The following is a 23,788-nucleotide window of genomic DNA, read 5'->3' as shown; positions in this document are numbered from 1 at the left end:
GGCCGAGGGTGTCCGGCGCGACCGACAGTGCCGGCCGTTCAGCCGGCCAGCGCGGTAGCGAGCCTTCATGCCTCGGTCACCAACCGGCTCGTGCCGCCACGCGCCGCCACGTCGGTCAGCCCCGGCACCCCGACGCGTACGCCGGTCGCGCTGGCCGTCTCGGCCGCCAGGGTGAGCAGGTCGGGTGTGCCACGGGGCGGGGTGGGCGCGGCCAGCAGCGGCGGCAGCGCGGCGGCGAGCAGCCGCCAGACGCTGAGCCGGGCGCCGGCCGCGACCGCGTCGCGAAGGGGTGTGGTCGCCCGGGTCAGCGTCACCTGGCCGTCGGCCGCCAGCGCGCCCAGGTGCCGGCCGACTGCCGGGGCGTCCAGGTCGCCGGCGGCCGCCAACATCAGCAGGGCGTCGAGCGCGGCCGCCCGGTCCACCTCGTGCCGGGCGCACAGCCCGTACGCCAGAGCCAGGTCGAGCGCCGGGCCACCCGCCCCGGTGCACTCGGCGACCAGCGGCAGGACCATGGCGCCGTCCTGGACGTCCTCCTGCACTGCCCTGGCGACCCCGGGCAGGAGGTGCGCGGCGACCAGACCCCGATGTCCCGGCAGCACCGCCGGCCACAGATCGCTCCAGCCGCCGTGCCCCCGGCCGATCAGTTGTGCCGGCACGGTGAGCATCCCGAGCGGATCCGCCACGCCCTCGGGTGGGGCGCTGGTGACCATGGTGCGCCGGATCGGCAGCCGGTCGTAGCCGAAGTCGTAGGTGCCCGCCCGCTCCCGCCGCTGCACCGTCACCAACTGCTGGACCGGCGCCGGCAGGGCGTCCCCGCGCAGCCAACTGGCCAGTTCGTCGCCGGCCACGGTGCCGATCCTGGCATCGCCGACCGTGACGCGTCTCAACGCGGCTTTCCGTCGTCGCGATCAACGAGTGGCACCGAAGGACCCACCTACCCTGAGGACCGTGAACAAGCGACAGCGAAAGAAGCTCGCCAAGCGCCTGGTGGAGGCGGTGCTCCGCGAAGACGCAGCGGTCGCCAGTGCCCTCCTGCGCGTCGGAGCGGACCCCGACGCGGCCGACCGCGAGGGCACGACTCCGCTGTACCAGGCATCCGTGCACGGCGCGGTCGATCTCGTGCGGCTTCTTCTCGCCGCCGGCGCTGCACCGGACACCGAGAGCGGGCACGGACAGCAGGGAACACCCCTCTGCGCTGCGGCGGCCTGGGGATACGCCGACGTCGTGCAGGAACTCCTCGCCCACGGTGCAGACCCGAACCTTCGCGAAGACCGAGGAACCGGCTACTCGCCACTGGAGTGGGCGCGACGAGGCGATCACTCCCAGACAGCGGACCTGCTCCTGGCCGCTGGCGCCTCCTCCGCCGCTGCTGCTGCTGACAACTGAAACGCGGCCGAGGAGACCTTGCCGTATGCCGATCTTCGACGCGCCGAACGATCACTCCAGTTCGGGCACCACGGCCGACTCGACAGGCCCTAGCATCACCGGCATGGCAACACGGCTCGTTCAAATCAACATGAAGGCTCGGGACGACTCCGCGCTGGGCGGTTTCTGGGCGGAGGCGCTCGGCTGGGAAGTCTCCAGCGAGGGACCCGGCGTGACCAACCTCGAACCCGAGGGCTTCGTCTACCCCGACCCCGTCGCCGTCTGCGTCGACCTCATCGTCTCCCCGGAACCCAAGACGGTGAAGAACCGGGTGCACGTCGACCTCGCCACCACCTCGGCAGCCCATCAGGCGGAGGTGGTCACGCGCCTGAAGGATCTCGGCGCAACACCCGCCGACGTAGGCCAGGGCGACGTCCCATGGACGGTCATGGCCGACCCCGAGGGCAACGAGTTCTGCGTGCTGGACCCCCGACCGCTCTACCGAGACACCGGACCGATCGCCGCGGTAGTGGTCGACTGCGCGGATCCGCGAGCGATGGCCCGCTTCTGGGGCGAGGCCATGGACTGGGCCCTGCACGAGGTGACCGACAACAAGGCGGTACTGCGCTCCGCCAAGGGCGTCGGCCCATATCTGCAGTTCCTCCGCACACCCGACGTGAAGACCGGGTGGAACCGCGTCCATCTCGACGTCCGCCCATACCCGGGTGACGACCTGGAAGCCGAGGCGGCCAGGCTGCGAGCTCTCGGCGCCACCGCCATCGAGCTGGACCACGATGTCCCGTGGAGGGTCCTCGCCGACCCGGAAGGCAACGAGTTCTGCCTCCTCACCCCAAGCTGACCCGAACCCTCGTCAGCCACTCAGCCCGGGCCTTGCGACGTGTCCTGGTGCAGCCCTTGACCCCGTCGAATGGGCCGATCCAGCCCGGCAGGCCGGATCGCCCACCACGTACCTGCAGAAGCACCGGCCGCGCGCCGGAGATCCTCCGAGTCGCCGGCCTGCACTCTGCTTCCGCAGGCCGTCAGCTGGTCTCAGTGCTTGCGGCCCACCCCGCCGAACGCGTCGATGTCGGCGGGCGTGTCGACCGCGTCGTCGGGTCGCCACTGCGGGCACGGCACGACGCCCGGCTCCACCAGGTCCAGGCCGTCGAAGAACCCGGCGATCTGGTCGGGTGAGCGCAGCGTGTACGGGGTCGCCCCGGTGTCGTTGTAGTCGTCCTGCGCCTGCTGCATCTCCGGGCTGATCAGGCTGGTGCCGTCGTTGAGTGAGAGGTAGCTGCCAGTCGGCAGCGGCGCCAGCAGCTGACGCGTGATCGACCGGGCCGTCTCGTAGTCGGGCACGTGGCCCATGACGCCGCTGAGAATGAGCCCGATCGGCTGTTCGACGTCGAGCGTCTTGCCGGCCTCGGCGATGACCGCGGCCGGGTCGTGCAGGTCGGCGTCGATGTAGGCGGTCCTGCCCTCGGCCGTGCTGACCAGCAGCGCGCGGGCGTGCACCAGCACCAGCGGGTCGCTGTCGACGTAGACGATCCGCGCTTCCGGCACGATCCGTTGCGCCACCTCATGAGTGTTGTTGGCGGTCGGCAATCCCGTGCCGACGTCGAGGAACTGGCGGACTCCCGCCTCGGCGGCGAGGAACGTGATCGAGCGGATCAGGAACTGCCGGGAGGCGCGGGCGACGTCGACCACGCCGGGGAAGACCTGCCGGTACTGGTCGCCAGCCTCGCGGTCGACCGCGAAGTTGTCCTTGCCGCCGAGCCAGTAGTTCCAGATCCGCGCCGAATGCGGCACCGACGTGTCGATCTTCTGCTGCACGTCGACCTTGCCAGCCTCCGGCCGTTCGGCCGCCTGCGAGTCCATGGTCACGCCGAACCTCTCATGTCGACTGCGTACGTGAACCCGGCGCGGCAGAGGCCCATCGAGCCGTAGCCGGCCGCGATCGTGTCACGGTATAGAAGGCAGAGAATCCGCGCCACCAGCCGGCCAGCGGCCGGAGTTGGGGAGGTCATCGCGCCTGGTCGAGAGAGTTTCAGCGCGCACTGGACGACAAAAGAAATTGTTCCCACCTAAACGTATATCGCACGGGGAGGCTTGCCGCAAGGCCCGGGTCGTGGCGCAGAATCGTCGGCCGGAGCCACAAAAGGACGAAAGAAATGGGGCACCACGTGCGCGTGTTGTTGTCGGCCAGTGACGCTGAACCGTTGATGGCGTGGGGAGTGCGACTGCGGCCGGTCGGCGCGGAGATGCCGGTGTGCGCGTCGCCCGACGGGGCCCAGCGGCCGGCTGGCGGCATGCGGGGACGGCACGGTGCGGTGAGAACGCCGCCGGGAGGTTCGCCCGATCCCGAGACGCCCGTCAGTGAAGAACAGCGGCGGACGGCCGCTGGGGAGGTATCGCGATGACCGAGCAGTACGTGACAGGTTTCCACGAGGTCGACGAGACGCAGGGCGCGATCGTCGGTGGCAAGGGCGCGCACCTGGGCGCGTTGTCGCGGATCGACGGCATCCGCGTGCCGGCCGGCTTCTGCGTGACGACGGACGCCTTCCGACGGGTCATGGCCGAGGCGCCGTCGATCGACGAGCAGCTCGATCAGTTGTCGCGCCTGAACCCGGACGACCGGGAGGCCGTCCGCACGCTCAGTGCGGAGATCCGCCGGACCATCGAAGGAATCGTCCTCCCCGACGACGTGGCGGTGGCGATCACCCGGGCTCTCGCCGAGCACGGTGAGGGAGTTGCCTACGCCGTCCGGTCCAGCGCGACGGCAGAGGACCTGCCGACGGCCTCGTTCGCTGGCCAGCAGGACACGTATCTGAACATCGTGGGGCTGGCGGCGATCCTCCAGCACGTCAGCCGGTGCTGGGCCTCGCTCTTCACCGAACGCGCCGTGACCTACCGCCAGCGCAACGGCATCGACCACCGCACGGTCCAGATGGCCGTGGTCGTGCAGAAGATGGTCTTCCCGCAGGCGGCCGGCGTTCTGTTCACGGCCGACCCCGTCACGTCCAACCGGAAGGTCGCCTCGGTGGAGGCCAGCTTCGGCCTCGGCGAGGCTCTGGTCTCCGGGCTGGTGAACGCGGACGCTTACCGGGTGCGCGACGGCGAGATCATCGACAGGGCGATCGCCACCAAGCGGATCGCCATCCATGCCCTGTCGGCCGGCGGGACGGAGGAGCAGGCCATCGACCCGCAGCGGCAGGAGCAGCCGGCGCTGACGGACGCGCAGGTCGTGCGGATCGTGCAGCTCGGCCGGCGGATCGAAGCCCATTTCGGCCACCCGCAGGACATCGAATGGTGCCTGGTCGACGAGGACTTCCACATCGTGCAGAGCCGGCCGATCACCACGCTGTTCCCCGTCCCCGAGGCCGGCGACGGAGAGAACCACGTCTACGTCTCCGTCGGCCATCAGCAGATGATGACCGACGCCATGAAGCCCCTGGGCGTCTCGATGTGGCAGCTGACGGCCATGGCGCCGATGCACGAGGCCGGCGGGAGGCTGTTCGTCGAAGTCACCCCGCGCCTGGCCTCGCCCGCGAGCCGCGCCGGCCTCCTGGAGATGGTGGGGAGGGGCGATCCGCTGGTCAGGGACGCGTTGGAGACCGTCATCGACCGCGGCGACCTCATCCCGTCGCTCCCCGACCAGGGCCCGGCCGGGCCGCGCCCTGGCGGCGCGCCCGCCCCGATCGAGACCGATCCGGCCATCGTCACCGAGCTGATCGAGCACGGCCAGGCCTCCATCGCCGCCCTGCGGCACGACATCCGGACGAAGACCGGACCGGCGCTCCTCGACTTCCTGCTGGAGGCCTTCCAGGAGCACAAGCGAGTCCTCGGCGACCCGTTGAGCATGCAGGCGATCATGGCGGGGATGGAGGCCACGTGGTGGCTCAACGACCAGCTTGAGGAGTGGCTGGGCGAGAAGAACGCGGCCGACACCCTCACGCTCTCCGCCCCCGGCAACATCACGTCGGAGATGGGGCTGGCGCTGCTCGACGTCGCGGACGTGATCCGCCCGCACCCGGAGGTGGTGACGTTCCTGCAGGGCGTCGAGGACGACGGCTTCCTGAGCGAGCTGCCGAAGCTCGCGGGCGGGACCGAAGCGCGGGACGCCATCGAGGCCTACCTCGACCGGTACGGCATGCGCTGCGCCGGGGAGATCGACATCACGAGGCCGCGCTGGAGCGAACGCCCCACCACGCTCGTGCCCCTGATCCTCGACAACATCAAACTCTTCGAGCCGGGCGCCGCCGAACGGCGCTTCGAGCAGGGACGACAGGCGGCGCAGAAGAAGCAGGAGGAGCTGCTGGAGCGCCTGCGGGCCCTGCCGGACGGAGAGCGGAAAGCCGACGAGACCAGGCGGATGATCGACCGGGTCCGAACCTTCATCGGGTACCGGGAGTATCCGAAGTACGTCATTGTCAGCCGCTACTTCGTCTACAAGCAGGCCCTGCTGGAAGAGGCCGAGCGCCTCGTGCGGGCCAACGTGCTTCGGAAGAAGGAAGACATCTTCTACCTCAAATTCCAGGAACTGCACGAGGTCGTGCGTACGAACCGGGCCGATGATCAGCTCATCCACCGGCGCAAGGACGCGTTCAGGTCGTATCAGGCGCTCACACCTCCCCGGGTGCTCACGTCGGAGGGTGAGGGCATCTCCGGGGCGTACCGACGCGACGACGTGCCGACCGGCGCGCTGGTCGGCCTCCCGGTCTCCAACGGAGTCGTCGAGGGGCGAGCTCGCGTCATCCTGGACATGGCCGAGGCCGATCTCGAAGCGGGCGACATCCTCGTCACCGCCTACACCGACCCGAGCTGGTCACCCCTGTTCGTCGCGATCGAGGGGTTGGTGACGGAGGTCGGCGGTCTCATGACCCACGGGGCGGTGGTCGCCCGGGAGTACGGCCTGCCCGCCGTCGTCGGGGTGGAGCATGCGACCAAGCGGATCCGCGACGGGCAGCGGATTCGCGTGCACGGCACCGACGGGTACGTCGAGATCCTGCCCTGACGTCACCCCAGCGTGATCAGCAGCGCCTGGGCGTGGCCACTGTGGATCTGGACCGTGGTGCCTCGCGTGTTGACAGGTGTACGCCGTACACCTACCTTGGGACATAGGTGTACGGCGTACACCACAACGAGAGGTGGTTCGCCATGAGCTCAAGGAGCAGGACCGCGACCATCGCGGGTGTGTTGTTCCTGATCACCGAGATCGCCGCCATAACCGGGATGACGCTGTACCAACCCGCCCTGTCGGACGTGAGCTACATCGGCGGCGCCGGGGCCGACACCCGCGTGCTGCTGGGAGCGCTCAGCGAGCTCATCGTCGTCATGGCTGTCATCGGCACCGCAGTCACGCTGTATCCGGTGATCAAAAGGCAGAACGAGGGCATCGCCCTCGCCCACGTCTGCGGTCGCCTCCTCGAGGCCGCCGTCATCACCGTCGGCATGGTCAGCGTCCTGTCGATCGTGACGTTGCGCCAAGACGGTGCCGGCCCGAGCAATGACGATGGCTCGCTCGCCGCGGTCGGGCAGTCGCTCGTGGCCATCCACGAGTGGGCGTTTCTGCTCGGTCCCAACGTCATTCTAGGCATGAACAGCCTGCTCTTGGCCTACCTCGTGTACCGGTCCCAGATGGTGCCACGGACCATCGCCGTGCTGGGTCTCATCGGAGGACCGCTCGTCACCACCTCCGCGGTTGCGGTGATGTTCGGGCTGTACAGCCCGGTCGACCACGCGATCGCCGCGGTTCCCGTGTTCGCGTGGGAGGTCAGCCTCGCCGTCCACCTCATCATCAAGGGATTCAGATCCTCTCCCCTCGCCACCCGCAACACCGGTTCAGGAGCGGCACCCGCCACGCTGTCCCACGCCTGAGCAGGCAGCACGCCGCGGGCTTGGCGATTCTTGACTGGCCCTAATTCTTTACGCCGACGTCACCCACAGGCCCCGCAGGTGACGTGTCGGTGTCTGTCCGCAGGGGTTGGCTGCCAGTCGTCGCACTTGCCTTGACCAGGAGCTGATTCCACGTGCCTTCCTCTCGTCGTACCTTCCTCGCTGGCGGCGCCGCCGCCGGCGTAGGCCTTGCCATCACTGGTGGCCTGCCGTCGCTGGCCCAGGCCAAGCCGGGCCGGCCTCACCCGCCGGTCAAGGCCGGCCACGTGCCCTTCCCGCCGCTCGTGGACGACCCCGACGGCATCCTGGCCCTGCCCGAGGGCTTCAGCTACACCGTGGTCACCCGGACCGGCGTCACCCGGCTCGACCGCGGCCAGGGCATGACCCCGGCCGACCACGACGGCATGGCCGTCTACGACGCCGGCCACGGCCGTTACAACCTCATCCAGAACCACGAGATCGACCCGGGCGCCGAGTTCGGCGTACCGCACGTCAAGGGCACGGTCTACGACTCGGGCGCCGTCGACGCCGGCGGTTGCACCGTGATCAAGACTGACCGCGCGGGCCGCAACCTGGGTGAGTTCGTCGCCCTCTCCGGCACCATCTCCAACTGCGCCGGCGGGCCGACTCCCTGGGGGACCTGGCTCACCTGTGAGGAGACCGAGGACCGGGCCGGCGACGAGTGGGAGGAGAGCGGCCGGTCCGGCGTCTACCAGAAGGATCACGGCTACGTCTTCGAGGTCTGGGCCGACGGCAGCGCGGACCCGAGGCCGATCAAGTGCCTCGGCCGCTACTCCCACGAGGCCCTGGCGATCGACAACGACCGCACCAGGATCTACCTCTCGGAGGACGCCGACGGCCCCAATGGCCTCTTCTACCGCTGGACGGCGCCGAGCGGCGTCAAGCTCGGCCCCGGCGTGCTCACCCGCCTCGCACCGAACGCCGGCGTCCTCGCCGCGATGCAGATCATCATGGACGACGGCTCGGTGCTGCCGGACGTCGCCTACCTGACCTCCGCCCAGCTGGGCCGGCCCTTCCCCGTACGGTGGATCGAGGTGCCTGACCGCGACGCGCGGAACAAGCCCGTGCGCGAGCAGTTCACCGACGGCCAGGTCACGCGCGGGCGCAAGTTCGAGGGCGTGTGGGGCACTGACGAGGGCGTGTACGTGGTCAACTCGTACGCCTGGGACGACGGTGACCTGCCGGCGGACGCGGCTCCGCACGACGGCATGGTCTGGTTCTACAACTACAAGGCCCAGACCATCCAGCTGGTGACGTACTTCCCGCACCAGACCGCCTCGGAGGAGGGGACGCCGGTCAAGTACAACGACCTCACCTTCGACGGCCCGGACAACGTGACCGTCACCCCGTGGGGAAGCCTCGTGCTCGCCGAGGACGGCTCGGGCGCCTCGCACGTGCTCAGCGCGATCCCGGGCGGCCCGACGTACGCGATCGCCCGCAACCAGCTCAACGACTCAGAGTTCTGTGGGCCGATCTTCAGCGCCGACGGCACGGTGCTCTTCGTCAACATGCAGGACCCGGGCCTCACCCTCGCCATCACCGGTCCGTGGGAGAAGTACCTGGGCTGACACGACCAGACCGACCGGTGGGGGCAGGCGATCCGCCTGCCCCCACCGCATCGCGGCATCCCCGGAGCGGGGACACGGCGAGTTCGCCGATACCGGGCTTGGTCACTCCCGGATCCGGCCGGCCGGGGGCGAGGTTGCCGGTGAGCGCCATACCTCACAGGCATACTTATGACTCTTAGGTATGTCGCCAACGACAACAACAACCGCCCCAGCGGCGGACGGGCGACCACCTCCTCTCCGGGATGCGGCCCGCAAGACCACGGCCCTCGCCGGTCAGCAGCCCCCCGCACGCCGCCGGATCGGCGCGTACGACAGGTGGCTGGCTTCCGTCGTACCCTGCATTCCGCGGGGTGATGGACAGGAGGCTGAGGTGGCCGAGACGACGGTGGCCGAGGTGCTGGCCGAGGTGGCCGAGCTCGAGGACCCGAAGATGCGCGCGGTGAACGAGAAGCACGGTGATGATCACGGTGTGAACCTCGGCAAGCTGCGCGCGCTCGCGAAGCGGCTGAAGACGCAGCAGGACCTCGCCTGCCAGCTCTGGCAGACTGGTGACACCGCGGCGAGACTGCTGGCGATTCTGATCTGCCGCCCGAAGGCGTTCGAGCGTGACGAGTTGGACGTCATGGTGCGCGAGGCGCGCACACCCAAGGTGCACGACTGGCTCGTGAACTACGTGGTGAAGAAGAACCCGCACTCCGAGGAGCTGCGCCTGGCCTGGTACGCCGATCCGGATCCGGTGGTCGCCAGTGCCGGCTGGGCGCTGACCACCGAACGTGTGGCGAAGAAGCCTCAGGGCCTCGACCTCGCTGGACTGCTCGACGTCATCGAGGCCGAGATGAAGGACGCCCCGGATCGCCTGCAGTGGGCGATGAACCACTGTCTGGCTCAGATCGGGATCGAGCACGCCGAGCACCGCGCCCGTGCGATAGACATCGGCGAGCGCCTTGAGGTGCTCAAGAACTACCCGACTCCCCCGGGCTGCACGTCTCCGTTCGCGCCCATCTGGATCACCGAGATGGTGCGCCGACAGGACGACAGGTAGGAAGGGTTCACGCTCGCTCGGCTGGGTCAGGTGATCGCCGAGGACATGCCGGCCTTCCGTCCGGTGGCTGAACCGGAACGGGTCCTTCCGCACGGCTGCGTGTGCTTCGGTAGGTCCCTCCTGCGAGGGAGTGCCCTCCCCTGTCGGCGGGGGTCGCCCACACCGGGGCGCCGGGAGGATCGGGTGCATGACGGCAACGGCATCGACCGCTCGCGGGGACCGCCACGACCTGACGTACGCAGTGCTCGGCTGGGCTGTGGCATACGGGGGTGTGCGTCTGGCGTGGACGCTCGGCGAGGCTCCGGACTTCGGACGGTTCGGGTTGGACCTGCTCGGCTTCACCGGCTGGCGGTCGGTGGCGTTGTGCGTCGCCGCGGGCGTTCTGGCGGTTGCTCTGGATCGGGCTACGACGTGGCGGCCGGTGCTCGCGGGAATCGCCTGGACGGTCGCCGGGACGCTGATCGCGGCAGCCGCGATCCTGCTGCCGGAGGTGGTGGGCTTCCTGCTGTTCACGGTCGGCCCGTACTTCGACCCGGTGGCGTTCGCCAGCCGCCTCGGTTGCGTCATCGGAGCGATCCTGCTCGGGCTCGCCACAGCTCGGTACCAGCGGCGCACCCGAGGCGACTGTCCGGACTGTTGCCGGACGATCCGACCCGGTCCGCGGCGCTCAGCACCCGCGCGGTGGGCGCGCTGGGCCGCGTACGCCGCGGTAGCCGGTCTCGTCACCCGCTTCGCGGCCCAGGCCGTGGTGGGGTTCGACAGCCTGACGCACGACGCCTTGGTGATCCGGTTGGAGATCGGCCTGTTGCTGGCTGGGGTGCTGTTGCCGCTGGCACTGGTACACCGCTGGGGTGAGATCTGGCCGCGGTGGGTGCCGCTGCTCGCCGGCCGCACGATCCCTCGCCTGCTGCTGCTGGTGCCCGGCTTCGGGATCGGGGTCGGCATCGTGGCCTACTTCGGCATGGGGTTCGTGCAGGTGGCGTCGGGATCGGGCAGCGAGTTCTCCGACACGTTCCTGTGGGTGGCGATGTCGTCGTACTGCGTCATGGGGCTCGGCCTCGTCTCGGCCTCCAGCGACTATCACCTGCGCACCCGCAGCGCGTGCGGGGCCTGCGGCCGGTGACAGGTTCTCCTCGGGCCGCTACCAGGGGGATACCTTCGGGTGAGCATGCCGGAACGGGATCCGCGGCAGGCTGTGATCAACCGACCGCATTCGGTAGAGTGCGGACGTTGATCGTCGGCGATGGCCGGGGGTCGGAGGGGTGCCGGGATGACTCGACGGGCCGGGCGGGTGACACGGTTCGCGCTGCGCCTCGGGCTGCTGGTCGGCGGGATCGTCGCGGTCTGGGGTGCCCACGAGATCGGCACCACCGCAGCCGCCTATGCCGCGGAGCCTCCACCGGCCGCGCCGGTGGAGGCCGCAGTCGACCTCCTGGGCGGCGTGCTCGGCCCGATCCTCGGCACGTCGACACCACCGCCGGCCCGGGAGGGGACCGCCGACGCGACGGCCCCCGGCATCCCGCCGAGCGGAGCCGCCCCGAGCCGCACGCCAGCACGGGCTGAGAGCCGGCCGGCGAATCAGGTCACCCCACCGCCCGCCCACCCCGTCCAGGTCGGCACGCCGGAGGCGGCCGCCGACGGCGTGCGCCGTCCGGCCACCCCGCCGCGCGGCGGACGGGTGCTGGCACCGGTGGTGGACGTTCTCCGTCCGGTCACGGAGCCGATCCGGGCTGGGGTGATCACCCCCGCGAGCGAGGTGCTACGGCCGGTTACCGATCCGGTGCGGGCCATCGTGCTCGCCCCGCTCGTCGACGCCCTGAACCCGGCGACCCAGCCGCTCGCCCCGATCCTCTCCCCCGTTTGGCGAGAGCTGGAGCCGCTGCTCACGCCGCTGGCTCCCCTCCCCGGAAGCCAAGCCCCGGTGACCGACCGCCCCGACCCGCCCACCGGCCCGACGGCCACCGCACCAGCGCCGTCGGCGTCGATCGGCACGGTCGACGATCTCGTGAGCGACGCCGGTGCCGGCTGCTGCACCGGATCGGTCGGTGAACTCGCCAGACCCGCTTCGGGCCCTGCCCTCCCGAGCACGTCGGCGGCCCGGCATTCGCCGACGGAGCTGTCGTCCCCCCTCGTCCGTCCGGATCTTCCGTACCCGCCGCGGCCCGACATGGACTCCACGCCTGCCATGCCGGCCCCTGGCAACAGCGGACCCGGCCACTCCGGCACCGTCCACGGGGACCCATCCGACGCCCCGACGGCGACATGGGCGCCTCCCACCATGGCAGGGAGCCGCTGCCACCCCACCGACGGCGACAGTCTCCCGTCCCACTCGGAACGCCCGGGCACCCGGCCCGCCTGACAGGCGAGCCGGTGCGTGCCCTCCGCGCCGCACCGGCGGTCTCCGCGTACCCGTATCTCTGACGGCCCCTGGTGGCCCGCGCCGGCACGCGGCGGTCCCGCGACGACCCCGGCATCCTGCCCCGACACACCCGATCACGATGGTGACCAGGAGTTACCCATGAGCGTCAGCATGCCCGTCGTCCGAGCCCGGTGGTGCGACATCAGCCGGATCGCCGATCTCGTCACCGAAGCCCTCTCCCCCACCGCCCTCGGCGCCTGGCTCGTCCCCGACGAGCGACGCCGACCGGTCGTCCTCGCCGCTGTGGCCCGGATCTGGACCGAACACGCGCTGCTCTTCGGCGACGCGTTCCTGCTCCCGGACGGCACGGCCGCGACCGTCTGGTTCCACCGCTACCGACCGATCCCGCCACCCGCCGGGTACGTCGACCGGCTCGCCGTCGCCTGCGGTACCCACCAGAACAGGTTCCGCATGTTCGACCAGGCCCTTGCCACGCGGCGACCCACCGAGGCGCACAACCACCTGGCACTGCTCGTCGCGCGGGGCCCGGCGACCTCGCACCGCGCCGCGGCGGTCCTCACCGGAGCGCAGCACTGGATGGACACCCTCAACCTGCCCACGTACGCGGAGGTCTTCAACGACGCCGACCGCGACCTCTTCCAGCGGCACGGCTACACCCACCGCGACGCCATCCCGATCCACGGCCACACCACCACGCACGCGATGTGGCGGCTGTCGCGGTCCCGGACCGGCCAATCCCGCCGCAACACCCGCTCACCCCTGCAACGTCCACTCGTCGCACCCCAGAACACACCTCACGGTGCGCTGATCCACCCGACCTGACCGGAGCGCCCCCGGTCAGCGGGCCGCAGGAGAACCAAGGGCACCTACTCCTCCTCGGCGAACACGATCTCGCGGTCAGCGCGGGGCCGGTGCCCTGATACGGGACCTCTTGGAGCTTGACGCCGGCGGTGGTCTGGAACAGAAGGCCGCACAGGTGGGATGCGGCGCCGATGCCGGCGTTGGCCAGGGTGACCTTGTTGGCGTTCGCCTTCAGTACGGACGGCAGCCGCCGGTCGCCGATGACATCAGTCGTCTCCCGACGAGCTGATGTCAGGCGGACGCCAGGTCGTACTCGCGGTCGGTGAACAGGTCCACGTCGCGGGGTCCCAGCTTGGCCATACGGCGGGCGTGCAGGGCGAGCTGCCCGCGTGCCTCACCGAGGCGACGGCTGGCGACCAGCATCCCGTCGGTAGCGTCGAACGGCTCCTTGCCGCTGGATGTCATGGCAGCGTCCATCACCCCGGTGAACGCGGTCATGAGCCCGTTGGCCAGGGCGATGCCGTCCTGGTCACCGCTGGTCCAGATCTCCGACCAGGCGGCCTCCACGGTGACCATGTCCTTGGCCAGCCAGTCGTGCAGCACCATCGGGTCCAGAGGCTTGTGCCCGCCGAGCAGCTGGTTGCTGACCTCCCGCAGGCCCGAGCGCCAGTACCTGGTCTGCCGCAGCGCCTCGGCCTTGTGCGCGAGGCGCAGGGCGCCAGACAGCATGAGGATGTACGCGCGCTGAAGGTCAGCCCGCTCCCGGTGTCGCCGCCTCAGCCGACTTTGCAGCATGACCACGAACAGCGATGCGAAGGCGGTGATCGCGGAGCCGAGCAGAGCGGCGACGGTCGAATTCACGCCGACATGATGCCTGCCGATGGATTGGCTCCGGTTCGTGGGGGTCGGTAGAAACATCAACTGGTTGATCCGCCTGGGGCTGCGGGACTCGACAGAGGTGCTGCACGGGGTCTCGACCCCGCCCGAGGTCCACCGGCAGCCAGGTCTCGCGAGCGCCCCGCGGCCGTCGCGGCCGAACTCACCGGCCCCACCCACCGAAGTCGGCGGTGTAGTCCGGTCCGCCGGGCCTGTCAACCGGTGGCATTGCGGATCCGGTCGGCCGTCATCTGCCACGCCTGCGCCTCGTCGACCAGGCAGCCGGCGAGCAGCTCGCGGCCCCGGGCGAGGACCGCGAGGGCGTCGGGGTTGCCCGGCAGCCACTGCTCAGCGTCCCCGACGGTCAGCTCGGCCCGCCGGCCGGGCAGCGGCGTCGCCCCGGGTGGCAGGCCGCCGAGCCGGTCGAGGTGCCCGGCGGAGAGGATCTGGTACCACATGGCGTCGGGGATGAGCTCGTTGGCGAGCATCTCCACCCCGGGCCGCCGGGTCACCGGCTTTCCGTCGCTCGGGAGCCGCTGCGACCACTGAGGCGTGGTCACCCGACGGCTGTCCGGCTCCGCGTTCACTCCGGCCCAGGCCAGCAATCCGCTGTGCGCGCGCAGCCTGTCGCGCAGCCGGTGCATCGGACCGGCCAGGTCGGCGGGGTCGGCGTGCGGCGGCGCGACGGTGAACGCCGCCGCCGGCAGCACCTCGTGGTAGCCGCCGACGGTCGCGGCCACCAGCCGGTTGGTGAGGTCGCCGGAGAGCAGGGTCACCGCGGTGGCCGTGGGCAGGGTGGACAGTACGGCGGCGGTGGCCGAGCCGGCCGCGTCGGCGGTGAGCGGGACCCGTACGCCGAGCACGACCGCGCTCAGCTCGTCCGCGGGCGCACGCTCGGCGTGCAACCAGTCGAGCGCCACGTCCAGCAGGGGCGGGGGCAGTCGGCACGGGGCGTCGCCGAACGGCGCGCCGAGTGGCCCGCGCAGGTAGGCCCGGGCGGACGCGCCGAACTCCTCGATGTCGCGGCTCGGGCCGCGCCGGGCCACCGAGACCAGGGCGTCGCGCACACCGGCATCGCGCAGTTGCTGTACCAGCAGCTCCGGTATGGCGAGGACGTGCTCGGCGGGGAGCGGGCCGAAGTCGATCACGAGGAGCTGCGCGCCGGGCAATGTGATCGGTGTCGAGACGAAGGCCGGGCCCACCGGCTCCCCGGCGGCTCCCGTCGCTTCGAGCCGGAGCAGCGTCCGCCGGATCGCGGCCACCGCGACGGGCATTCCGGCGTCGTCCGAGCGGACTTCGATCGTCAGGCTGTGTTGCTCGCGCAGGGTTTCATCGATATCGAGCACTACCACGACGGCCATGTGTCCCCCAATAGTGGTGCATCCGCGCTCCGCGGCCGGACCCCTTCTGAGCTCCACTTCGCACGGCATATTTATTTTTGTCTATTGATAGCGGAAGGGGTCCGTCGGGAGCATATTGCCGTCGTCGTTTCCGGGGGGCCTTGCCAGGCGCGCGGCGCTCCAAAATGGCCACTCTGTCTCATTGGCGCGAATACCCGCAGCATGAAATAGGGGACCCGGATTCCACGATGTAACATAATCAAGGAGGTCGGCGCTGTTTGCGAATCCCAACGACTACCGCCGCAGTTTTCCCGACACTTCGAAAACGGCCGAGGCACCCGGCGCAACGGTGAGCGTCGTGGCCGGCTCGGGTCCACTCCGTAAGCTACCCGCTCGAAACGCCGCAAGCCCGGGACCGCCGAGCCGAACCCACGGCGGATCCTCGACTCGGTGCTGGAGCCCATCCGGGTGACCGTCGCCGTGGAGCCCGTCCGAGCGAGGCCGAGGGCCCAACGATCGACGTCAGCGATAGCATCCCCCGGTCGATCGTCTATATAGGTCCATTCTCGCAATCGGCTCCAGGTGGCTCGGGGCGGGAAAAGAGTGCTGGGTTGTCACACCCCTCCTATCCGTACGGTCAACCGTCGACACCATCAGCACCTCCCGCCTACCAGGCGCCACCCGCACCGGTGATGCCCCCCATGCCGCCCCCGGCCTATCAGGTGCCGCCAGCGCGGGACGACACCTGCGGCGCAGCCCGCGACGCCCAGCGCGGAGGATGGGCGTAGTGGCCGGAAGCGCCGGGTCCTCGGCAACACGGCCGGCGCCGTCGGTACCGCATGTGCGGTCACGACGGCGCCGGCCGGTACGGACGCTGGACGCGGCATTCGACAACGCCGGCGCCGGCGTTGTCGAACTTTCCACGAACGGACCGCTGCGCCCCTGTCCACCGGACCCGACGGTGGGCGTCCGGTAGGTGGCGCCGGCCACCTGGGTCAGTCGCCGGCCAGCGTGAGCAGTCCGTCGGCGGCGACCTCGAAGCGGGTGCCGAAGCGGCTGAGCAGATCGGCGAGCCAGCGCGCCTCGTCGGGGCTCGCGGTCTCCAGGCGCATCCGGCGGATCCGCACCGGCGCGGCCCGCAGGCCGCGCAGCCGGCCGGTGTCCGGGTCGAGGGCGGGCAGCCAGAGCAGCCGCAGTTCCGGCCGGTACACCTCCTGCCCGCTGATGCCCTCGTAGTCGTCGACCAGGTCCCCGCAGCCATAGAGGATCAGCCGGTCCCGGTAGACCTCGACCGGTCGGAGGTGGTGTGACGAGTGCCCGTGCACCACGTCCACGCCGACGTCGAGCAAGCGGTGCGCGAACTCGACGTGCTCGGCCGGCACCTCGTACCCCCAGTTGGTGCCCCAGTGCACGGAGACCAGCACCCGGTCGGCGGGCTGGACCTTGGCGGCGATACGCCGCGCCACCTGCTCGGCGATGGCGGCGGAGGTTTCCGGCAGGTACGCCACTCCGGGCCCGTCGGGGGTGGCCGCCCAGGACGGGGGCACCCCGCTGGACGGGGCGGCCACCGAGAAGACCAGCAACCCGCGACCCCGGCCGAGGTGCACCCGGGCCGGTTCCCACGCCGCTGCGGCGTCCCGGCCGGCGCCGGCGGCGGCGATCCCCGTTTCGGTCAGCGCGTCGAGGGTGTCGGTGAGCCCCACCGGGCCGAAGTCGAGCACGTGGTTGTTGGCCAGCGTGCAGACGTCGAGCCGGGCAGCGGCCAGGCAGGAGACGTTGTCCGGGTGCATCCGGTAGTGCACCGCCTTGGCCGGCGCGTGCTCACCCCGGCCGGTCACCGCGGTCTCCAGGTTCACGATCCGCGCGTCGGGCCGCAGCTGCTCCAGCAGTGACAGGGCGACGCCCCAGGGCCACTGCGGTGGCACCGGCCGGGGGATCGGACCGCTGACCGACTCGGCCAGCCCGACGTAGGTCTCCGCGTCGCGGACCGCGCCTTCACGCAGGTCGGACGGGCCCGGCCGGGGCAGGACCCGGTCCATCCCCCGGCCGGTCATCACGTCGCCCGCGAGGAAGAGGGTCAGCGTGCCGTCGTCCATCCGGCCGCTTTCCCCGCTGTGTACGACCCTCACCTGCCGTGGGGCGGCGACGCGGGGCGCCGGTCTGACCGCTTCGCGGCGGTGGCGTCCAGCGGCGCCGCTCGCCGGTTGCGGTGGAGGCGAACGGGTCGACCCACAAGCTCCAGCGCCGGTCTGGCAGAGCGCCGCGCCGAGCACCCCGGCCGCGCTGACCCCTGCTGAGGCGAAGAGCCGCTACCTGGCGATCGTGGCGCCGTACAACACCGCGTTGGAAGAGCTGGAGAACGCGGTCAACGCTGGGAAGCCGTGGAGGACGGTCCGTTCGCTGGCCGCCGACGTGGCCCAAACGAACGCGGCGCACGCGGTTGAGCTGCGCGAGGCGGTCTGGTCCCCACGCGAGCGGGACTGGGCCGGAGAGCGGCTCCGTGCGCCGGCACCCGGCAGCACCCAGTCGCTACCAAAGCTAGGCGGACAGAACGGCCAGAAGGCCCCAGGGAATGAGAATTAACTTCTTGTGGCGTCTCAGGTGCCTCATGTTACGAAACCTGGAAACTCCTCTCGTTTCGTATGAATCAGCCTAACGTTTCGTCATGGCTCGTCCTCCTGAGCCGACTAGAAGGAAGTGAGGAACATGACGATGAGGTTTTTGACCAAGCTCGCCGGCGGGGTGGTGCTGGGTAGCGCCGCGCTACTGCTCGCCGCGCCCGCCACCGCGCTCGCCGCGGCCGACGACGGGCCCACCAAGGAGCCCACGGCCTCGGACCAGGGGCAGGAATCGAAGAAGTCAGACGACGGGCCCACCAAGGCGCCCAAGGCCTCGGACCAGGGGCAGAAGTCGAAGAAGTCAGACGACAAGCCCAAGACCTTCAGCCTGAAGGACAAGAACGGTAACGGGGTCACCTGCGCGACCACCAAGCAGATCAACGAGCAGAACATCTCCAATATCGTCAAGGACAACACCATCACGGACAGCGTCGTCACCTTCAACCTGAGCGCTGCGCAGGCGGCGTCGAACACCAACAGCACCCAGCCCCACACCATCGTCGTCTGCATCCGCGACCTCGATGTGGAGGTGGACGTCGAGACCGATCTGCTCAGCGACCTCCTCAGGATGGTCGAGGCAGGCGTCAACGAGGCTGGTTCGCCGGTGGGCAAGGTTGCCGGCAATGCCGCCCCGGCTGGCGGCGCGTACGCGGGTCCGGACGGAGCCTGGGTGCTCCCGCGGACGGCTGGCGTCGCGGCCGGTGACGGTGGTGCCTTCTCCGACACCAACACCGGTGCCCTGACGGCGGCCGGCGCCGGCATGATCGGCGTGGGCGTGCTCGGTGGCATCGCACTGCTGCGTCGGCGGTCCGCCGATGACACTGTCGCCTAGGGCGGCCAGGAGCGCCAGCGGCCGCCGCGGTTTCCCGTGGCGTGCCGCTGGCCTCTTCCTGGTCGTCCTAGTCACGCTCGCCGGAGCAGGATTGATCGGGCTCGCGGCCACGGCTCCTGATCCTGTCGGGCCGCCGCCACAGCCCGACGCCGCCGCCGCACCGCCGTCCCTGCTGTCACCGTTGGCGGACGAACCCACCACACCAGACCCGACGCCGAGCGGAGCCGACGCGTCGCCGACCACCGGGGCGGATCACGGCAAGGCGCGCAGTGCTCGCAGCCTCCATAACGGCGAACTCGGGTCCGCCGCGACCCGCCCGTCCCCCTCACCGACGTTGGCCGGGATGCCCCGATCGCAACCCGCCCGCATCAAAATCCCGCGGATCGGCGTTGACGCGCCGACGGCTCCGGTCGGGCTGGACCGGAACCAGCAGATCGCGGTCCCACCGCTCAACCAGCCCAAAACCGCCGGGTGGTACCAGCTCGGACCAAGCCCCGGCGAGGTGGGGACCGCGGTGGTGGTGGGCCACGTCGACTCACGCGCCACGGGTCGGGCGGTCTTCTTCCGCCTCGGCACGCTGAAACCGGGCGACACCATCGAGGTGCCCCGCAAAGACGGCAAGACGGCACGTTTCATCGTCGACGGAGTGGCACGCTACCCGAAGAAGAAGCTACCGCTGAAGGCTGTCTACGGTCACACCGGCAAGGCGCAACTCCGCGTGATCACCTGTGGTGGCGACTACGACAAGGCAGCAAAGTCGTACAAGGACAACATCGTGGTGTTCGCGACGCTTGCGCTCTGACCACAGACGTTCGCGGTGCCGGTGACACGCCGGCCTGACTGGCGGGTCGGCAGGTACCGGCGGCAACCGCCACGACGGCAGCGAACTGCTCGGGCTGGCCGACGAGATCCCGCCCGTACGCAGCCGGCGCGGCCGACCCACTACAGCGCCGGCTGTACGGCGAGCGCGCAAACGACCACGACAAGCACCGCCGCGCGGACCGATACGTCGCCGACCTCGTTTAAGGACCTCATATAGCAGCCGAAGGCATGTTCGCCTCAGAAACCTGGAAAGCGCTCCGACCGGACATGAACGTTTCTTATGTTCATCATGGCTCGTCTTCCGGAGCCGACCACCAGAAGGAGTGAGGGACATGTCGAAGAGGTTTCTGACCAAGCTCGCCGGCGCGGTAGGGCTGGGCAGCGCCGCCCTGCTGCTCAGCGCGCCCGCCGCCGCGCTCGCCGCACCCAACGGACAGGCCACGGATTACGAGGCCTCGGAACGCAACTCGATTTCCTGCGCGAACAGCGAGCAGACCAACGAGCTGACCGTCGTCAACGTCATTCGCGACAACACCATCGAGGAAAGCGACGTGACCTTCGAGCAGGCCACATCGGTTGAGGCGACGAACGACAACCAGACCCAGCCCAACCACGTCATCGTTTGCATCAACAGCGTGAACGTGGAGGTGGAGGAGGACTAGCAGTTGCTCGAGCCGATCGGGGGGTGTCGCTGTCAGCGAGGCAGGCTCGCCGGTGGGCCAGCATGCCAGCAACATCCCCGCGATTGGCGGCCCGGACGCATGGCCCGGCCCGGTGGCATCCCACCGCTGATCCTCGGCGGTCCGCACATGGCACCGTCGCCCGAAGTGGCCAGGAGCGCCAGCGGCGGTCATGGTTTTCCTTGGCGTGCCGCTGGCCTCGTCCTGGTCGTACTTCTCATGCTCACTTGTGCAGGATTGATCCGGCTCGCGGTGAACGACGCAGTCATTGTTACCCGACTGTGGCAACCGCGCTTTAGCACGTGTCTCCCGTGCTGAGCTCGAGATAGTGCCGAGTTGACCCAGTGGCGGGGGTGTGCAGGCACCGCCACAGCGTGCCTAGCCCTGTCCACCGACCCGGATCGCGGGTTCCCTGGCGCGACGGCTCGGAAACGAGCCCCTCGGGGTGCTGGGCCCAGACGACATCGAGTTCAGCGGATCCAGCGTCGACTCCGGCACGACCAGGCAGTTCACCAGCTTCTCGCAAGCGCTCAACGAGCTCATCGGCGCGCGCGTGTGGGGCGGCGTCCACTTCCGCACCGCTGACGTCGAGGGGGCGAAACTCGGTGAGGACGTCTACCGGTACGCGGTCCGGCAGTACTTCCGCCCCCTGAGATAGCTGTCCCGCGGTACCCGCACCACCTGTCCACCGACGACAGCTGACCCAGGCTGGAACGTACGACACCACTGGCCAGCGGGGCCGGCGCGGCGGCGCACGTCGTAAGAGTTCCGAAAGGGTTCGCGGCCAGTTCGACGGCTGCGGTGGTCGTACTCTGCGGGGATGGGAAGACGGGTGCTCCGGTCGCCGGTGGCATGGGCTGGTCTCGCCTCGGCTGTCGTCGTGGCGATTCTGGTTGTCTACTGGTTCCAGCCGTGGAAGCTGTTCACCGATACGTACGTCGACGAAGCGCTGCCCCCCGTGGCGACGACATCGGCTACCCCCACCCCGGCGTCCACGACGCCGTCCCAGGCGGCCTCGGCCGCCGTACCAGCGGGCAACGAGATCCTGGCCGCCGGCGAGTTCGTCGCCCACGAGCACAAGACGACCGGCAGTGCCGCGGTCGTCCGGCTCGCCGACGGGCGCCACCAGCTCGTCATCCGAGACCTGAACACGTCGAACGGTCCGGACCTGCGGGTGTGGCTGACCGACCAACCGGTGACCCGGGGCACAGCCGGCTGGCGGGTGTTCGATGACGGCGAATGGGTCGAGCTGGCAAGGCTCAAGGGCAATCGGGGCGACCAGGTGTACGAGCTGCCGGCCTCCGTCGACCCACGCGACTTCCGGAGCGTCTCCATCTGGTGCAAGCGATTCGCCGTCTCCTTCGGCGCGGCCGATCTCAGGACGACCTGACCCCGCCGCCCGGTCTCATACCCTCGGTGGCCGGCTGAGGTGCGGTCGAGGTAGCCGAGCGCCGCCTGGCCGCCGTCGTGCGCGATGATGGCGCGCACCTCAGGATCACGCAGCAGAGCATTGAATTCCCTGGCGATCTCCGCCGGCGTGGCCGCGCTCCACCAGTGGGTGCGTGAGCGGCCCGTCCACATGCTCACCACTGTGGGCGGCACCGCGTGCGTCGCGCGCCTGGTCGAACGGAGGTGACCGCTGACGCGGCGGTCCGACATGGAATCCGGCATTTCGGTGAAAAGTGGTGTAGTAGGTGCGTAACGTGCCGGACATGGTCTTTCGCATCTGGCGTAACCTGTTGCTCACAGCGCTCGGGATGGGCGTGCTCGCCGGTGCCGGTCAGCTCGGCATCGCGTTCGCCTTCGGCATCGTCCAGCTCACCGGCGCCTCCACCGGGACCGCCATCAACCAGTGGCCCGCCCAGCTCGTCTGGGTGGGCTGGTTCGCGGCACACGCCGCCGTAGCCGGCACCGTCGTCACCGCACGCCTGGCCCGCAGGTACGGGGGGCTGGGGAGCACGGGCAGACTGGTGACGGTCGCCGCCGTCGCCGCGCTGGGCGCCACCGTCGTCGCGCCGCTCTGCGTCCGACCGGCCCAGGCCGCCGAGCAACTCTCTGTCGACCCGATCTGGGCCCTCGGCATCTGCGCGACCGTCGGCGCGCTGGTCGGCGCGGGTGCGGCGATCGCCATACTGGTGAAGCCGCCGCTGGGCTGGAACGTGGCGGCGGTGGGCGTCGTGGTCTGGCTGCTGGCGCTCGTCTCGGCCGTCCCCTCGCTTGCGACCGCCGGGCCGTTGCCCGCCGTACGGCTCGGTGTGCTGGAACCGACCGGGCTCCACGCCGACGCGGCACACGGGCAGGCGATCCTGATTCTGCCGGCGGTGGCCCTGCTCATCGGCGCGGTGACCGGCGGGCTGGCCCGTTGGCGCGGGCATCCGCCGCTGGTCAACGGCGCGACCGGCGCGGCCGGCACGGTGCTGGTCGCGTTCACCTACCTGACCGCCGGTCCCGGCGACGCGGTCGACCGGTACCAGATCACGCCGTACTACTTCGCGCTGCTCGCCGTCGCCGCCGGTGTGCTCGGGTCGGCCGCCGCCGCGTGGTTCCGCTGGCCGCTCCTGCCGCGCACCACCGAAACGCAGGCCGTCGAGCCGACCGACATCCTCCGTCCGCTGTCCGCCGACGCCGCCGTGCCGCAGGCGATGGCGCTGGCCGCCGGTGGTACGACCGACGAGCCGGAGCCGGTCGACCTGACCGGCACGGGGACGTTCGCCGGCGCGACCGCAGCGAACCTCACGAGCGCGGCCGAGCCGCCGGGCTTCGGTACGCCCACTGGCGACCGGGACGCCGCTCGCGCGGTACCGGACTCCGCGATGCGGACCACCGCACCGGCTGTTGCCGCCACGTCCGCCGTACCCGCCGACCTCGCCACACCGGCCGACCTCGACGGCATCCCGGAGACCTCGGAACCGGCCCCCGCGACGGCGGCCCACCTCGCCGCGGGACCCGGCGGGGACGGCTCGGGGACGGCGGAGACGGAGGTCGACGACAGCGAAGCCGACGGGGCATTCGTCGCCCCGGGGACCCGCCGGATGTACCAGCCGCCGAAGGACCGGACGGGGGTTCCGGCGACCAGGCCGGTCGTGCCGGCGCGGCGGGTGCCGCCCCCGAGCGAGCCCGCTCCGGGCGCCGAGGCGACCCACTCGGGCGGCACGCAAGAGCGGCTCGAACCCGCATTCCGGCCTCCCCAGGCCAACCCGAACCTGGCCGCGAACTGGGATGCCCTCGCGACCGCCCACCGCGCCGGGCCCCCGTCCACGCCGGCATCCGTCGTCGCGGCGGGACGGGCCAGCGGGCGGGCCAGCGGCCGGCTGGGCCTGTTCCGGCGCAACAAGTCCCGGACCGACGGGGACGGCGCGGGCACCCTGGCGGACGGCGAGACGCTGCCGAGGCAGGACGCGGAGTTCGTCGACTGGGTGACCCGGCTGGGCAAGCCGGTGGCGGGCAGCGAGCCGGATCAGGAGGGCGATCGCGGGTCGATCCGCTCCACCGGTCGCCACCACAACGGCTGACCTGCACTGTCCGGCCCGCCGCTTCGCCAGGATCGG

The 23,788-nt window shown here is 70.5% G+C and carries 20 protein-coding genes and 1 pseudogene; 15 read left to right on the top strand and 6 right to left on the bottom strand.

The genetic code is table 11. From position 1 onward, the window contains the following. Positions 1–65: 65 nt before the first annotated feature. Positions 66–848 carry a hypothetical protein gene (locus tag AB0K07_RS11775; protein WP_363753655.1) on the bottom strand — a complete coding sequence of 261 codons (783 nt, stop codon included), beginning with the start codon at positions 846–848 and terminating at the stop codon, positions 66–68. 100 nt (positions 849–948) lie between these two features. Here AB0K07_RS11775 and AB0K07_RS11770 point away from each other — a divergent pair, with 100 nt between their 5' ends. Together AB0K07_RS11770 and AB0K07_RS11765 are read left to right on the top strand one after the other, a co-directional pair. Next, positions 949–1,386, top strand: a complete 438-nt coding sequence (locus AB0K07_RS11770; RefSeq protein WP_363753653.1) for an ankyrin repeat domain-containing protein — start codon at positions 949–951, stop codon at positions 1,384–1,386. A gap of 103 nt (positions 1,387–1,489) precedes the next feature. Further along, positions 1,490–2,224, top strand: coding sequence for a VOC family protein (locus tag AB0K07_RS11765; RefSeq protein ID WP_363754316.1), 735 nt, complete (start codon positions 1,490–1,492; stop codon positions 2,222–2,224). Between the two features lie 191 nt (positions 2,225–2,415). Here AB0K07_RS11765 and AB0K07_RS11760 read toward each other — a convergent pair whose 3' ends face one another. Then, positions 2,416–3,243 carry an SAM-dependent methyltransferase gene (locus AB0K07_RS11760; RefSeq protein ID WP_363754314.1) on the bottom strand — a complete coding sequence of 276 codons (828 nt, stop codon included), beginning with the start codon at positions 3,241–3,243 and terminating at the stop codon, positions 2,416–2,418. A gap of 538 nt (positions 3,244–3,781) precedes the next feature. On the opposite strand from AB0K07_RS11760, the gene rph reads away from it, so the two are divergent. The 7 genes from rph to AB0K07_RS11725 all read left to right on the top strand — a co-directional run bounded on the left by rph (position 3,782) and on the right by AB0K07_RS11725 (position 13,093). Beyond that, the gene (rph, locus tag AB0K07_RS11755; RefSeq protein WP_363753651.1) at positions 3,782–6,379 is read left to right on the top strand and encodes a rifamycin-inactivating phosphotransferase; all 2,598 of its coding nucleotides are present in this window, start codon (positions 3,782–3,784) and stop codon (positions 6,377–6,379) included. Positions 6,380–6,558: 179 nt separating this feature from the next. Beyond that, complete coding sequence (locus AB0K07_RS11750; RefSeq protein WP_363753649.1) at positions 6,559–7,242, top strand: DUF4386 domain-containing protein; 684 nt, start codon at positions 6,559–6,561, stop codon at positions 7,240–7,242. Positions 7,243–7,394: 152 nt separating this feature from the next. Continuing rightward, positions 7,395–8,849, top strand: coding sequence for an alkaline phosphatase PhoX (locus AB0K07_RS11745; protein ID WP_363753647.1), 1,455 nt, complete (start codon positions 7,395–7,397; stop codon positions 8,847–8,849). Between the two features lie 370 nt (positions 8,850–9,219). Then, the gene (locus AB0K07_RS11740; RefSeq protein ID WP_363753645.1) at positions 9,220–9,891 is read left to right on the top strand and encodes a DNA alkylation repair protein; all 672 of its coding nucleotides are present in this window, start codon (positions 9,220–9,222) and stop codon (positions 9,889–9,891) included. 187 nt (positions 9,892–10,078) lie between these two features. Further along, positions 10,079–11,014 (top strand): hypothetical protein, encoded by a 936-nt coding sequence (locus AB0K07_RS11735; RefSeq protein WP_363753643.1) that lies wholly within the window; start codon positions 10,079–10,081, stop codon positions 11,012–11,014. Between the two features lie 147 nt (positions 11,015–11,161). Beyond that, a complete protein-coding gene (locus AB0K07_RS11730; RefSeq protein ID WP_363753640.1) occupies positions 11,162–12,250 on the top strand; it encodes a hypothetical protein in 1,089 nt (362 codons plus the stop codon). Between the two features lie 159 nt (positions 12,251–12,409). Then, positions 12,410–13,093 carry a hypothetical protein gene (locus AB0K07_RS11725; protein ID WP_363753638.1) on the top strand — a complete coding sequence of 228 codons (684 nt, stop codon included), beginning with the start codon at positions 12,410–12,412 and terminating at the stop codon, positions 13,091–13,093. A gap of 82 nt (positions 13,094–13,175) precedes the next feature. On the opposite strand, the pseudogene AB0K07_RS11720 reads toward AB0K07_RS11725, so the two are convergent. From AB0K07_RS11720 to AB0K07_RS11705, 4 genes and pseudogenes are all read right to left on the bottom strand, one after another. After that, positions 13,176–13,307 (bottom strand): annotated as a pseudogene (locus AB0K07_RS11720) (tripartite tricarboxylate transporter substrate-binding protein); the annotation flags it as partial. A gap of 56 nt (positions 13,308–13,363) precedes the next feature. Further along, entirely contained in the window at positions 13,364–13,933 is a 570-nt protein-coding gene (locus AB0K07_RS11715) for a hypothetical protein (protein WP_363753636.1), read from the bottom strand. Between the two features lie 230 nt (positions 13,934–14,163). Next, positions 14,164–15,309, bottom strand: coding sequence for a hypothetical protein (locus tag AB0K07_RS11710; protein ID WP_363753634.1), 1,146 nt, complete (start codon positions 15,307–15,309; stop codon positions 14,164–14,166). A gap of 974 nt (positions 15,310–16,283) precedes the next feature. Then, positions 16,284–17,384, bottom strand: coding sequence for a CapA family protein (locus AB0K07_RS11705; RefSeq protein ID WP_363753632.1), 1,101 nt, complete (start codon positions 17,382–17,384; stop codon positions 16,284–16,286). 625 nt (positions 17,385–18,009) lie between these two features. On the opposite strand from AB0K07_RS11705, the gene AB0K07_RS11700 reads away from it, so the two are divergent. The 6 genes from AB0K07_RS11700 (at position 18,010) to AB0K07_RS11675 (ending at position 23,752) form a co-directional block, all read left to right on the top strand. Continuing rightward, the gene (locus AB0K07_RS11700; RefSeq protein WP_363753629.1) at positions 18,010–18,738 is read left to right on the top strand and encodes a hypothetical protein; all 729 of its coding nucleotides are present in this window, start codon (positions 18,010–18,012) and stop codon (positions 18,736–18,738) included. A gap of 91 nt (positions 18,739–18,829) precedes the next feature. After that, a complete protein-coding gene (locus AB0K07_RS11695) occupies positions 18,830–19,540 on the top strand; it encodes a class F sortase (protein WP_363753627.1) in 711 nt (236 codons plus the stop codon). 352 nt (positions 19,541–19,892) lie between these two features. Further along, complete coding sequence (locus AB0K07_RS11690; RefSeq protein WP_363753625.1) at positions 19,893–20,222, top strand: hypothetical protein; 330 nt, start codon at positions 19,893–19,895, stop codon at positions 20,220–20,222. 463 nt (positions 20,223–20,685) lie between these two features. Beyond that, the gene (locus tag AB0K07_RS11685) at positions 20,686–20,898 is read left to right on the top strand and encodes a hypothetical protein (RefSeq protein ID WP_363753622.1); all 213 of its coding nucleotides are present in this window, start codon (positions 20,686–20,688) and stop codon (positions 20,896–20,898) included. Positions 20,899–21,060: 162 nt separating this feature from the next. Then, positions 21,061–21,630 carry a DM13 domain-containing protein gene (locus AB0K07_RS11680; RefSeq protein WP_363753619.1) on the top strand — a complete coding sequence of 190 codons (570 nt, stop codon included), beginning with the start codon at positions 21,061–21,063 and terminating at the stop codon, positions 21,628–21,630. Positions 21,631–21,952: 322 nt separating this feature from the next. After that, the gene (locus AB0K07_RS11675) at positions 21,953–23,752 is read left to right on the top strand and encodes a hypothetical protein (RefSeq protein WP_363753617.1); all 1,800 of its coding nucleotides are present in this window, start codon (positions 21,953–21,955) and stop codon (positions 23,750–23,752) included. Positions 23,753–23,788: the final 36 nt, after the last annotated feature.

Source organism: Micromonospora sp. NPDC049301 (genome assembly GCF_040678715.1).
Taxonomy (GTDB): domain Bacteria; phylum Actinomycetota; class Actinomycetes; order Mycobacteriales; family Micromonosporaceae; genus Micromonospora.
This window is presented reverse-complemented; position numbering and strand designations above follow the sequence as displayed.